Consider the following 13,435-nt stretch of genomic DNA (forward strand, 5'->3'; position numbering starts at 1 on the left):
TGAGACGGAGCGGTGCGGCGCTTTCGAAGCGCTTCGATGCTCATTCGACGGGCGGTCGGTGTCAAGACTCCCCGGCGTTACAACTCCGTTCTCTCACCGGCAGATCAAGTGACACAGGAGTCGGAACGCGATCGCGCACACCCCGCAGGAAACTTGGAAGCGACCCTTGTGCACCCCTGGGTGTTCACTTAACCTCGCAGCAACATCGAAGCGCTTCGACTGCGAGGCCCGCCGCCGGGCGGCGTGTGGACCTCGGTGATGTGCCGGAAGAACCTCAGCTCAGCCAGATCCACTCGAGACACCGCAGCCGACGGCTCCTCCGCCGGGTGTCCTGGTGCGCCATGAAGGGTTGACGCAATGACGCCGAACGCCGCCTCCGCCTCCTCCGGACCGAGCCGGAGAAGTTTCCTCGCCTCCACGGCGGTCGCCACCGCAGCGGTGGCCGGGGGGATGCCGCTGCTCGCCGCCTGCGGCGGTTCGGACGGCGGCTCGCGTGACGGTACGACGTCGGGCAAGGACGCGCAGAAGATCCTGCCGACGTTCGTGGCCAGCGGCATCGTGAAGCCGGACATCCCGTCCAAGAACGGCTCCGCGATGGGCTTCACCGGCAAGCTCGACATCGCCACCCTCAAGACGTCGGTGCCGAAGAAGCTCGGCAAGGGCGGCAAGGTGACCATCATGGCGCCGTTCTGGGGCTCGCCGCCGAAGCAGAACAACCCCTACTACACGGCGATGAACGACCTGATCGGCGTCGACGTCCAGTGGCGCAACCAGGACGGCAACACCTACGACCAGAAGGTCGGCGCGGTGCTCGCCTCCAGCGACGTCCCGGACGTGGTCGTCGTTCCCAGCTGGAACATGATGGGCAAGATACCCAGCGCCATCATCAGCAAGTTCGCCGACCTGGGCCCGTACCTGTCCGGGGACAAGGTCAAGGAGTATCCCAACCTCGCGGCGATCCCCAGCGACGCCTGGCGGCGCTCCATATTCGGCGGCAAGCTCATGGGTCTGCCGATGCCCGCCGGGTACGTCCCGAACATCGTGCCTCTCTACCGCAAGGACATCTTCGACAAGGAGGGCTACGAGATCCCGCGGTCCGCCGACGAGTTCATGGCCCTGTGCAAGGAGATCACCAACCCCAGGGCCAAGCGGTGGGCATGCGGTGACATGAAGTGGACCGCGTTCATGAACTTCGGCGTGCTCGGGGGCGGTGAGAAGCCGCTCTGGTGGAACCTGGTCGACGGCAAGCTGATCAACCGCATCGAGACCCCGGAGTACCTGGAAGCCATCGAGTGGACGCGCAAGCTGTTCGCCGCCGGAGTCGTCCACCCCAACTTCAAGCTGGGCAAGAGCCAGATCGGGGACCCGGCCCCCAAGTTCGCCGCCGGCGAGTTTCTGATCTGGAACAACGACATCTCCAACTGGTACGTGCAGCAGGCCTCCTTGATGGCCCAGAACCCCGACGTCAAGGTCTGGGGCATGGACATCTGGGGCCACGACGGCGGTGACCCGACGCTGTACGCCACGATGCCGGCGAACATCTTCGCCTTCGTCAACAAGAAGGCCTCCGAGTCCGTCATCCGCGACGTCCTGGCGGTCGCCAACGTCACCGCGGCGCCGTACGGCACCAAGGAGTGGATGATGACCAACTACGGTGTCGAGGGCACCCACTACACGCTCAAGGACGGCGCCCCCGTCAAGAACGACAAGGGCAACAACGAGGTCAACAACACTTACGTCTTTGTGGCGAGCCCCGCCGCGACCATCGCACACCCCGACCTCCCGGAGTACACCAGGGCCCAGGTCGAATGGCAGCAGCGGATGGGCGCCTTCACCAAGAAGTCGTCGTTCTGGGGCCTGCAGATCACCGAGCCCTCCCGCTACACCAACCTCGCCAACGACTTCGAGCAGCTCGAGGACGACATCATCCGCGGGCACAAGAAGATCAGCGACATGCAGCAGGCCATCTCCGACTGGAAGAGCAAGGGGGGCGACAAGCTGCGCGACTGGTACAAGAAGCTTCTCGACGAGAACGGCTCGGCGGCGAGCTGACCAGGCTCTGAGGCAAGGAGAACAGCCGTGTCCCACAGCACGGTGCCTCGCAGCGGTACTGAGGCCGACATGCCCGAGAAGACTCCGGTGGTGTCCTGTGATGCCACCGGTCCCCGGCAGCAGCCACCCACGGGAAAGCTGAGCCTGAGGCACAGGTTCCGGCGCGACCGCGTCCTGATCCTCATGACACTGCCGGCCGTCCTGCTGGTGCTGGTTTTCAACTACCTGCCCATCCTCGGCAACGTCGTCGCCTTCCAGGACTACGACCCCTACATCAGCGACAACGGCGTCGTCTCCATCCTGAACAGCCCCTTCGTGGGCCTGGAGAACTTCCAGCGGATCTTCGAGGACTCGGCCTTCTGGAACGCCGTCGAGAACACGCTGGTGCTGTTCTTCGTCCAGCTCGTGCTGTTCTTCCCGATCCCGATCCTGCTCGCGCTGCTCATCAACAGCGTGGTCCGGCCCCGGGTGCGGGCCGTCGCGCAGGCGGTTCTCTACCTGCCGCACTTCTTCTCGTGGGTGCTGGTCATCGCCGTCTTCCAGCAGATGTTCGGCGGCGCCGGCATGCTCTCCCAGCTGCTCAGGCAGAACGGCTACGACGGCCTCGACATCATGACCAACCCGGACACCTTCCCCTTCCTCATCACCGCGCAGAGCGTGTGGAAGGACGCCGGGTGGGGGATCATCGTCTTCCTCGCCGCCCTGGCGTCGGTCAGCCCGGACCTGTACGAGGCCGCCGCGATGGACGGCGCCGGACGCTGGCGCCGCATGTGGCACGTCACGCTTCCCGCCCTGCGCCCGGTGATCGCCCTGCTCCTCGTGCTGCGCGTCGGCGACGCCCTGACCGTCGGGTTCGAGCAGATCCTGCTGCAACGCGACGGCGTCGGACCGGGCGCGGGGGAGGTCCTCGACACCTTCGTGTGGTGGAACGGTGTGCGCAACCAGGACTTCAGCTACGCGGCCGCCGCCGGTCTGATCAAGGGCGTGGTCAGCATCGGCCTGGTCCTCGCCGCGAACAAGGTGGCCCATCTCATGGGCGAGCAGGGGGTGTACAAGAAATGACGTCCGTGATGTGGGAGCCGCGCCAGGACACCGGACCGGCTCCGCAGCGAAAGGCCCCCCGCTGGTGGCAGGCCCCGCCCCGCCCGGCGTGGGAGGAGAAGCCCTCCAAAGCCGGTCTCGCGGGCAAGGGCATCGCCCTGTCGTTCGCCTGCCTGGCCGTCCTCTTCCCGCTGTGGATCGTGGTCGTCACGAGCCTGTCCTCGCGGAAGACCATCGACAAGGCGGGCGGCCTGGTGCTGGTGCCCGACGGCATCACCTTCATCGCCTACAAGGAACTGCTCAGTGGTGGCCAGGTCACCCGCGCCACGATCATCAGTGTCCTCGTCACCCTGGTCGGCACGCTGTTCTCGATGACGGTGTCCGTCCTGTGCGCCTACGGCCTGTCCCGCAGCGGGTCCCTCGGCCACCGCTGGATCCTGATGACGCTGCTGGCGACCATGTTCTTCAGCGCCGGCCTCATCCCCACGTACCTGCTGGTGCAGTCCCTCGGCCTGACGGACACCTATCTCGCGCTGATCCTGCCGAGCGCGGTGAGCGTCTTCAACATCCTGGTGCTGCGCGGCTTCTTCATGGGGGTCTCGCAGGAACTGGTCGACAGCGCGCGCATCGACGGGGCCGGGGACCTGCGCATCCTCTGGCAGATCGTCATGCCGCTGTCGCGCGCGGTGCTCGCCGTGATCACGCTGTTCTACGCCGTCGGCTACTGGAGTGCCTGGTTCAACGCGTCGATCTACCTGAACGACCAGGACATGATGCCGTTGCAGAACGTCATGATCCAGCTGGTGCAGAAGCAGGAAGCGCCGGTCGGCCTGGGCCAGGCCATCAAGACCGGTCAGTTGTCGGGGCTGGCCGTTCAGATGGCGGTCATGGTGCTGGCCCTGCTGCCGGTGGCCGTCCTGTCGCCCTTCGTGCAGAAGCACTTCAAGAAGGGCATGCTCACGGGCGCCGTCAAGGGCTGAACGCCCTCTCGCCGCAGGGCCGTCTGCCGTCGCTTCTCTGCGGGTCCGTCGTGGCTTGTCGCGCAGTTCCCCGCGCCCCCAGGTGTGTCTCCCCCTTGTGAAGAACGAGGTATGTCATGCACGCGTCCCGCCTCAGCAGAAGAGCCGTCCTCGCCGGCACCGCGGCCGCCGCCGCCCTCACCACCGTCCCCCTTCGGCCCGGGCCCGCCCAGGCCGCCGAAGGCACCGCACCAGCCGCCGCCTACCGCTGGCGCAACGCCGTCATGGGCGGTACCGGCTTCATCACCGGCGTGCTCTTCCACCCCTGCGTCCGCGGCCTCGCCTACGCCCGCACCGACATCGGCGGCGCCTACCGCTGGGAGGACCGCCTCGGCCGCTGGACCCCGCTGACCGACCACCTCGGCTGGGACGACTGGAACCTGCTCGGCGTCGAGGCGATGGCCGTCGACCCCGCCCACCCGGACCGGCTGTACCTCGCCCTCGGCACCTACACCCAGGCCTGGGCGGGCAACGGCGCCGTGCTGCGGTCGGAGGACCGCGGTGCCACCTGGCTGCGCACCGACCTCACGGTGAAGCTCGGCGCCAACGAGGACGGGCGCGGCTGCGGCGAGCGGCTGCTCGTCGACCCGCGGGACAGCGACACCCTGTGGCTGGGCACCCGGCACGACGGGCTGCTCAGGTCGACCGACCGCGGCGCCACCTGGAAGCCGGCCGACTTCCCCGCCACCCCCAGCGCCACCGGTCAGGGCATCACCCTGCTCGTCGCCGCCGGGCGGGCCGTCTACGCGGGCTGGGGCGACTCCGACGGCAGCACGGCGAACCTCTACCGGACCACCGACGGCACCACCTGGGAGCCCGTCCCGGGCCGGCCCGCCGGTGCCGCCGCCAAGGTGCCGATCCGGGCCGCGTACGACCGGCACGCCCGCGAGCTGTACGTGACCTACGCCGACGCCCCCGGGCCGAACGGCCAGTCGAACGGCAGTGTGCACAAGCTCTGCACCGCGAACGGCACGTGGACCGAGGTCACCCCCGTGAAGCCGGGCGGCACCACGCCCGACGGGTCCGCCGACACCTTCGGCTACGGCGGCGTCGCCGTCGACGCCCGCCGCCCCGGCACGGTCGTCGTCTCCACCAACAACCGCTGGTCCGCGATCGACACCCTCTTCCGCTCCACCGACGGCGGCCGCACCTGGACCTCCCTGAAGGACACCGCCGTCCTCGACGTCTCGGAGACCCCGTACCTCACATGGGGCCAGGACGAGCCCAAGTTCGGCTGGTGGATCCAGGCGCTCGCGCTCGACCCGTACGACCCCCGGCACCTCGTGTACGGCACCGGCGCTACCCTCTACGGCACCCGGGACCTGAAGCACTGGGCCCCACAGATCCGCGGCCTGGAGGAGGCGTCCGTGCGCCATCTCATCTCGCCCCCCGCCGGACAGGCCCACCTGATCAGCGGCTCGGGGGACGTCGGGGTGATGTACCACGAGAAGCTCACCGCCTCCCCGTCCCGCGGCATGGCCACCAACCCGGTGTTCGGGACGGCCACGGGCCTGGCGCAGGCCGCGCTGAAGCCGTCGTACGTCGTGCGCACCGGCTGGGGCGACCACGGCAACGGCGCCCACTCGGACGACGGGGGCCGGACCTGGACGCCCTTCACGACCCAGCCCGCCCTCGCCAAGGACGCGCCCGGGCCGGTCGCCGTGAGCGCCGACGGCAGCGTGCTGCTGTGGTCCTTCGTGCACTGGGACGGCACCCGGTACGCGGCCCACCGCTCGGCGGACAACGGCACCACGTGGTCCGAGGTCGCCTCCTTCCCCAAAGGTGCCGCCCCGGTCGCGGACCCCGTCGACCCGGCCCGCTTCTACGCGTTCGACACCACGACCGGCACGCTGTTCGCCAGCACCGACGGCGGCCTGACCTTCACCGCGCGGGCCACCGGGCTGAGCTCGGGCGACAGCGAGTTCCAACTGAGGGCCGCCCCGGGCCGTACCGGCGACCTGTGGCTCAGCCTCAAGGGCAACGGGCTGTACCGCTCCACCGACGGCGGCGCGACCTTCACCAGGGTCGGCAGCTGCCGGGCCGCGCACACCCTGGGCTTCGGCAAGGCCGCCAAGGGCGCTTCCTACCCGGCGCTCTACCTGGTCGGCGCCATCGAGGGCTTCAACGCCGTCTACCGCTCCGACGACGAGGCGAAGACCTGGACGCGGATCAACGACGACCGCCACCAGTGGGGCTGGACCGGCGCGGCCATCACCGGCGACCCGCGCGTGTACGGCCGGGTCTACCTCGCCACCAACGGACGCGGCATCCAGTACGGGGAGCCTGCCTGATGCCCGGCCTGCGCGACGCCACCCGCGGCCGCATCCTCTACGGCGGCGACTACAACCCCGAGCAGTGGCCCGAGGAGGTCTGGCACGAGGACGTCCGGCTGATGAGGGACGCCGGCGTCACCTCCGTCACCCTCGGCGTCTTCTCCTGGTCGAAGCTGGAACCCGAGCCGGGCGCGAGGGAGTTCGGCTGGCTGGACACGGTGATGGACCTGATGCACGCCCACGGCATCGGCGTCGTCCTGGCCACCCCGACCTCCGCACCGCCCCCGTGGATGGGCCGGCTGCACCCCGACACCCTGCCCGTCACCGAGGACGGCCGCACCGAGTGGTGGGGCGGCCGGCAGCACTTCTCGCACTCCAGCGCCACCTACCGCCGCTACGCCGCCGCCATCACCGAGGACCTGGCCGCCCGCTACGCCGGCCACCCGGCCCTGACGATGTGGCACATCAACAACGAGTACTGCACCTTCGACTACGGCGACCAGGCCGCGGCGGCCTTCCGCCGCTGGCTGCGCGAGAAGTACGGCACCCTCGACGCCCTCAACACCGCCTGGGGAACCGCCTTCTGGAGCCAGGGCTACGACACCTGGGACGGCATCCTGCCGCCCCGCCTGCCGCACTACCTGCGCAACCCCACCCAGGTCCTGGACTTCCGGCGCTTCACCTCCGACATGCTCCTGGAGTGCTACGCCGCCGAACGGGACATCGTCCGCCGCCACACCCCGCACATCCCGGTCACCACCAACTTCATGCCGCTGTGGATCGGGCAGGACGCCTGGCGCTGGGCCGAGGAGGAGGACGTCGTCTCCGTCGACCTGTACCCCGACCCCCGTGACCCCCTCGGAGCCCAGCAGGGCGCTCTGGTGCAGGACCTGACCCGCTCCCAGGCACGCGGCCCCTGGATGCTCATGGAACAGGCGGCCGGGCCCGTCAACTGGCGGGGCGTGAACCACCCCAAGCCGCGCGGCCTCAACCGCCTGTGGTCGCTGCAGGCCGTGGCCAGGGGGGCCGACGCGATCTGCTACTTCCAGTGGCGGCAGTCCCGGCAGGGCGCCGAGAAGTTCCACTCGGGCATGGTCAGCCACGCCGGGGAGCAGGGGCGTACGTACCAGGAGGTCAAGCAGCTCGGCGCGGACCTGGCGAGGATCTCGCACGCGGTGACGGGCCGGCACGTGCGGGCCGAGGTCGCCGTCCTGCACGACTGGCACGCCTGGTGGGCCGGCGCCCAGGACGGCAGGCCCTCCACCCGGGTGGACTACCCGGAGGTGCTGCGCGCCTGGCACCGCGCCCTGTGGCAGGCGCACCTCACCACCGACCTCGCCCACCCCGAGCACGACCTGTCCGGGTACCGGCTGGTCGTCGTCCCGCAGCTGTACGCGCTGACCGACGCGGCGATCGACAACCTCCTGGCGTACGTCCGGGGCGGCGGCACCCTCGTCTCCGGCTTCCTCACCGGCGTCGCCGACGAGGACGACCGGGTGCGGCCCGGCGGCATGGACGCCCGGCTGCGGGAACTGTTCGGCCTGCGCACGCTGCACGAGTGGTGGCCGCTGGACGCGGGGGAGACGGTGGCCTGCGACGGCTTTCGCGGAACCCTGTGGTCCGAGGAGATCGAGGCCGCCGAGGGCACCGAGACGGTCCCGTACAAGGGCGGGGAGCTGGACGGGCTGCCCGCCGTGCTGCGCCGGGACCGCGCCTGGTACCTCTCCACGCTCCCCGAGCCGGAGGCCCTGCGCGACCTGCTCGGGCGGATCGCCCGGGACGCGGGCGTCCGCCCGGTGCTGGCCGGCCTGCCGGAGCCGGTCGAGGCGGTCCGCCGCGGTGACCTGCTGTTCCTGCTCAACCACGGCCGCGAACCGGTGACCGTCGACGTCCCCGGCACCCACCGGGACCTGCTGACGGAGACGACCGTCACCGACCGGGTCACCCTCGGCCGCTACGGAGTGGCGGTGCTGCGGCCATGACCGAAGGACCCACGCACGGCACCTGGGAGCCGGCCCCGGCCGCCCGCTGGGAGGACGCCTTCCTCAGCGGCAACGGCCGGCACGGCACCCTCGTGTTCGGCGACCCGCACCACGACCAGGTGATCGTCACCCACCACACCCTCGTCCGGCCCAACGGCAGCGACACCCGCCCCCCGCGGCTCGCCGCCGGCCTGCCCGCCCTCCAGGACCGCCTCCTGGCGGGCGACCTCACCGCCGCCGAGGGCTTCACCGACGGACGCCCGCTCCAGTGGGTGCAGCCCTTCCACCCGGCCTTCCGGATCCGGCTGGAGCGGGCCGAGGACGCCGTACGCGGCTACCGGCGCTCCGTGGACTTCACGACGGGCGTCGTCCGGGCGGCGTGCACCGGGTGGACCAGCCGCGTCTTCGTCTCCCGCGCCGACGACGTGATCGTCCAGCACGTCACCGGCCCCGGCCTCAGCGTCGACATCGCGCTGGACCACCGCCTCCCCGGCGCCCCCGCCGGGCTCGGTATCGGCCACGGCGCCGTCCTCACCCCCGACGGCGCCCTGCTCAGCCTGCGCGCCCGCTACCCGGACAGCGACCGGGCGTTCACCGGCGTCACCCAGGTCACCGTCACGGGCGGCACCACGGCCCTGGTGCCGCCGGGCGTCCGCATCGAGGGCGCCGAGGCCGTCCTGCTCCTCACGCGTGTGTGGCGGCACACCGGCGAACTGGACACGATCGCCGAGGGCCGCGCCCTGCGCGAGCTGCCCCCCGTGTTCGACGAGCTCCTCGACCGCCACCTCGCCCTGCACCGCACCGCCTACCAGCGCGTCACCCTCGACCTCGCCGCCGACCCCGCCGAACGCGCCCTGCCCGGCTCGCAGTTGCTCAAGCGCACGCGCAGCGCAGCCCTGCTGGAACGTCTCTTCGCCGCCGGCCGCTACCACCTGCTCTCCGCGAGCGGCCTCAACCCGCCCCGCCTGACCGGTCTGTGGACCGGCGACTGGGACACGGCCTGGTCGGGCGCCTTCACCAACGACGCCAACGTCAACCTCCAGACCGCCTCCGCCGCGGCCGCCGCCCTCCCGGAGGTGACCGGGGCCCTGGCCGCGCTGATCCACCGCCAGCTGCCCGACTGGCGGGACAACGCCCGCGCCGTCTTCGGCACCCGGGGGGCCGTCGCCCCCGCGCACACCGACGGCGAGTCCGGGCACTCCTACCACTTCGACCGCGAGTACCCGCTCCACCTGTGGACCGCCGGCGCCGACTGGCTGCTCAAGCCGCTCGTCGACCACGACGAGACCTACGGCACCCGCGACCCGCGCACCGCCGCGGCCCTCGCCGAAGTCGCCCTCTTCTACGAGGACTTCCTCACCCGCACCGACAGCGACGGCCACCTGGTCGTCGTCCCCTCCTACTCGCCCGAGAACCGGCCCGCCAACGCGAGCTGGGGCGCCCTCAACGCGGCCATGGACCTCTCGGCGGCCCGCCACGCCCTGCGCACCGCGGCCGACTACCACCCGGGCACCCCCGAGGCCGACCGCTGGCGGGCCCTGGCCGACCGGCTCCCCCCGCACCGCATCAACGAGGACGGCGCCCTCGCCGAGTGGGCCTGGCCCGGCCTGGAGGACTCCTACGACCACCGCCACCTCAGTCACCTGTACGGCGTCTGGCCGCTGGACGAGATCACCCCCTACGACACCCCCGCCCTGGCGGCGGCCGCCCACCGCGCCCTGGCACTGCGCGGCGCCGAGAACGACTCCGCGCACGGCCACCTGCACCACGCCCTGATCGCGGCCCGCCTCAGGGACGGCGACCGGGTCGCCCACGCCCTCGGGCAGGTCCTCGACGGCGACTTCTTCCACGCCTCGCTGATGAGCGCGCACTACCCGAAGCGGGACGTCTACAACGCCGACGCGGCCCACACCCTGCCCGCCGTGCTGATCGAGATGCTGGTGCAGTCGACCCCCGACCGGCTGGTGCTGCTGCCCGCACTGCCGAAGGCGTACGCCGGCGGCGCCCTGCGGGGCGTCCGCACGCGCTTCGGGGCCGTACTCGACCTCACCTGGAGCCCGGACGGCGAGGCGCGCGCCGTCCTGCGCCCGAGCCGCACCTGCCGTATCGAACTCAGGACTTCCACCGGCGCCCAGCCCCTCCACCTGGTCGCCGGAGAAGACCACGTCCTGACGCTGAGGGCGTGGTAACTCCCCTCATTCCCCCCACCCATGGAAGGGACACCATGGCAACACGCACGCTGAGCAAGGTCACCAAAGCCCTGCTGGCCCCCGCCCTGGCGCTCGGCGCCACCGTCGGCCTCGCCTCCGCCCCCGCCTCCGCGGCCGTCTGGAACTCCTGCGACCAGTGGGCCAACACGTCCCTGAACGGCTACACGCTCTACAACAACATCTGGGGCTCCGGTGCCGGCAGCCAGTGCATCTGGGCCAACTCCGGCACCAACTGGGGCGTGTGGGCCAACCACCCCAACACCGGCGGCATCAAGTCCTACCCCGACTCCAAGAAGGTGATCAACAAGACGATCACCTCCCTCACCTCGCTCACCAGCAGCTACAACGTCACCGTCCCGTCGTCCGGCGCGTACAACACCTCGTACGACATCTGGGACACCGACTACGACTACGAGATCATGCTCTGGGTCAACAAGACCGGGCCCGTCGGCCCGCTCGGCACCTCCCAGGGCAACGTCACCCTCGGCGGCCACACCTGGACGGTCTACAAGGGCACCAACGGCGCCAACGAGGTCTTCTCGTTCATCCGCACGTCCAACTCCACCTCCGGCACGGTCAACATCCTGCCGATCCTGAAGTGGATCAAGGACACCAAGAGGTGGATGGGCAACGAGACCATCGGTGACGTGCAGTTCGGCTACGAGATCACCTCCTCCTCCGGCGGCCTGAACTTCACCACCAACAACCTCACCGTCAGCAGCAGCTGACACGGCACCCGGAAGGGGCCGGTCCGCGGACCGGCCCCTTGCGGCGCGCCTCACTCGGCGATCGGCAGCCGTGCCCCGTCCCGCAGGAACAGCGGGATGCGGTCCAGCGGGGCGTCGACCGTCACCGTCCGGCCGCCCTGGTACGTCTCACCCGTCCACGCGTCCGTCCAGGCCGCGCCCGCCGGCAGGTAGACCGTGCGGCGGATGGCGCCCGCGCTGAGCACCGGGGCCACCAGCAGGTCGGGGCCGAAGAGGTAGGCGTCGTCGACCGACCAGGCCGCCCCGTCGCCGGGGAACTCCAGGAACAGCGGCCGCATCACGGGCAGCCCCTCCTCGTGGGCCGCGCGCATCACGTCCAGCACGTAGGGCCTCAGGCGCTCGCGCAGCCGCAGATACCGCTCCATGATCGCCCCGGCCCGCTCCCCGTACGACCACACCTCGTTGGGGCCGCCCGTCATCTGCGGGCCCAGCGGCATGCCCGGCTCCCGGAAGCCGTGCAGGCGCATCAGCGGGGACAGCGCGCCGAACTGGAACCAGCGGACCATCACCTCGCGGTACGCCTCGTCGTCCGGGTCGCCGCCGTGGAAGCCGCCGATGTCGGTGTTCCACCACGGGATGCCCGACAGGGCCGTGTTCAGGCCGGCCGCGATCTGGCGGCGCAGGGTCGCGAAGTCGGTGCCGATGTCCCCGGACCACAGGGCGGCGCCGTAGCGCTGACTGCCCGCCCACGCCGAGCGGTTGAGGGTGATCACCTCCTCCTCGCCGGCCGCGCGCAGGCCTTCGTAGAACGTCCGGGCGTTCTCGGCGGGGTAGAGGTTGCCGACCTCCAGGCCCGGGCCCGCCCAGTAGCGCAGGTTCTCCTGGAAGCCCGGCTTCAGCTCCGGCTCGCAGGCGTCCAGCCAGAACGCGGTGATGCCGTACGGGTCGAGGTAGTTCTCCTTGACCTTCGACCACACGAACTGACGGGCGTCCGGGTTGGTGGCGTCGTAGAACGCCACCTGGACCGTGGACGCCACCTCCTTGTCCGGCCAGTCGGCGTGGGCCATCGGGCCGTACTGGGTGCCGATGAAGTAGCCGCGCTGCTCCATCACCGGGTGGTTCTCGCTCAGCGGCGAGACCGACGGCCACACGCTCACCACCAGCTTGACGCCCATCTCGTCCAGCTCGCGCACCATCGCCGCCGGGTCCGGCCACTCCTTCGGGTCGAACTTCCACTCGCCCAGGTGCGTCCAGTGGAAGAAGTCGCAGACGATCGCGGACAGGGGCAGGCCCCGCCGCTTGTACTCCCGGGCCACCGCGAGGAGTTCGTCCTGGGTGCGGTAGCGCAGCTTGCACTGCCAGAAGCCCGCCGCCCACTCCGGCAGCATCGGCGTGCGCCCGGTCACCGCGCTGTAGCGGCGCTGGGCGTCGGCCGGCGCGCCGGCGGTGATCCAGTAGTCGATCTGGCGGGCCGAGTCCGCCACCCACCGGGTGCCGTTGTGGGCGAGCTCGACCCGGCCGATCGCCGGGTTGTTCCACAGCAGGGTGTAGCCCCGGCTGGAGGTGAGCACCGGTATGCCGACCTCGGCGTTGCGCTGCACCAGGTCCAGCACCAGGCCCTTCTGGTCGAGCCGGCCGTGCTGGTGCTGGCCGAGGCCGTACAGCTTCTCGTCGTCATAGGCGGCGAAGCGCTGCTCGAGGCGGTGGTGGCCGTTGCCGACGGCGGTGTAGAGGCGCGGCCCCGGCCACCAGAAGTGGGCGCGCTCCTCGGCGAGCAGCTCGCCGCCGTCGGCGGTGCGCAGGAACCGGACGAGGCCCTCCGCGTCCACCTCGACGGTGAGGGCGCCGACGGTCAGCCGGCCCCGCCCCTCCTCGATCTTCACCGTGGCCGGCACCGCGGGCGGCTCGTCGAGCAGTGCTCCGGGCAGGCCCGTCAGGACCGGACCGCCGAGCCGGGCCCGGACCCGGACCGCGTCCGGGCCCCACGGCTCGATCCGCAGCGTCTCCTGGCGGCCGCTCCACTCCAGCGCGCCGTCCCGCTCGCGGAACGTGCCGACGGTGGGGGAGGACTGGGCGAGGCTGACCTTGGGCTGGACTTCGGCAGGCTGGTTCACGTGGCGTGCTCCTGGAGGAGTGCAGACAGGGGGGTGC

8 protein-coding genes are annotated in these 13,435 nt (G+C 70.9%); 7 read left to right on the forward strand and 1 reads right to left on the reverse strand.

The features are described 5' to 3' along the window. Positions 1-357 precede the first annotated feature (357 nt). The 7 genes from AB0K80_RS19900 (at position 358) to AB0K80_RS19930 (ending at position 11,305) form a co-directional block, all read left to right on the forward strand. Positions 358-2,052 (forward strand): extracellular solute-binding protein, encoded by a 1,695-nt coding sequence (locus AB0K80_RS19900; protein WP_365671319.1) that lies wholly within the window; start codon positions 358-360, stop codon positions 2,050-2,052. A 27-nt stretch (positions 2,053-2,079) separates the two neighbouring features. Continuing rightward, complete coding sequence (locus AB0K80_RS19905) at positions 2,080-3,114, forward strand: ABC transporter permease subunit (RefSeq protein ID WP_365671321.1); 1,035 nt, start codon at positions 2,080-2,082, stop codon at positions 3,112-3,114. Then, positions 3,111-4,073 (forward strand): carbohydrate ABC transporter permease, encoded by a 963-nt coding sequence (locus AB0K80_RS19910; protein WP_365671324.1) that lies wholly within the window; start codon positions 3,111-3,113, stop codon positions 4,071-4,073. Before AB0K80_RS19905 ends, AB0K80_RS19910 begins: the two co-directional genes overlap by 4 nt. A gap of 116 nt (positions 4,074-4,189) precedes the next feature. Continuing rightward, entirely contained in the window at positions 4,190-6,403 is a 2,214-nt protein-coding gene (locus tag AB0K80_RS19915) for a 1,4-beta-glucanase (protein WP_365671326.1), read from the forward strand. Further along, positions 6,403-8,367, forward strand: coding sequence for a beta-galactosidase (locus tag AB0K80_RS19920; protein ID WP_365671328.1), 1,965 nt, complete (start codon positions 6,403-6,405; stop codon positions 8,365-8,367). Before AB0K80_RS19915 ends, AB0K80_RS19920 begins: the two co-directional genes overlap by 1 nt. Further along, positions 8,364-10,556: a glycoside hydrolase N-terminal domain-containing protein gene (locus AB0K80_RS19925; protein ID WP_365671330.1), complete on the forward strand. Its 2,193-nt coding sequence runs from the start codon at positions 8,364-8,366 to the stop codon at positions 10,554-10,556. Before AB0K80_RS19920 ends, AB0K80_RS19925 begins: the two co-directional genes overlap by 4 nt. Positions 10,557-10,591: 35 nt before the next feature. Continuing rightward, entirely contained in the window at positions 10,592-11,305 is a 714-nt protein-coding gene (locus AB0K80_RS19930) for a hypothetical protein (protein WP_365671332.1), read from the forward strand. A gap of 50 nt (positions 11,306-11,355) precedes the next feature. Here AB0K80_RS19930 and AB0K80_RS19935 read toward each other — a convergent pair whose 3' ends face one another. Next, positions 11,356-13,398, reverse strand: coding sequence for a TIM-barrel domain-containing protein (locus tag AB0K80_RS19935; RefSeq protein WP_365671333.1), 2,043 nt, complete (start codon positions 13,396-13,398; stop codon positions 11,356-11,358). Between the last annotated feature and the right edge of the window lie 37 nt (positions 13,399-13,435).

This window comes from Streptomyces sp. NPDC052682, from assembly GCF_040678435.1.
Classification (GTDB): Bacteria; Actinomycetota; Actinomycetes; order Streptomycetales; family Streptomycetaceae; genus Streptomyces.

Bases quoted from the DNA above. Each gene is read 5' to 3' on its own strand.
- AB0K80_RS19920 (WP_365671328.1), top strand. From the start codon at position 6,403: ATGCCCGGCCTGCGCGACGCCACCCGCGGCCGCATCCTCTACGGCGGC.
- AB0K80_RS19925 (WP_365671330.1), top strand. From the start codon at position 8,364: ATGACCGAAGGACCCACGCACGGCACCTGGGAGCCGGCCCCGGCCGCC.
- AB0K80_RS19930 (WP_365671332.1), top strand. From the start codon at position 10,592: ATGGCAACACGCACGCTGAGCAAGGTCACCAAAGCCCTGCTGGCCCCC.
- AB0K80_RS19900 (WP_365671319.1), top strand. From the start codon at position 358: ATGACGCCGAACGCCGCCTCCGCCTCCTCCGGACCGAGCCGGAGAAGT.
- AB0K80_RS19910 (WP_365671324.1), top strand. From the start codon at position 3,111: ATGACGTCCGTGATGTGGGAGCCGCGCCAGGACACCGGACCGGCTCCG.
- AB0K80_RS19915 (WP_365671326.1), top strand. From the start codon at position 4,190: ATGCACGCGTCCCGCCTCAGCAGAAGAGCCGTCCTCGCCGGCACCGCG.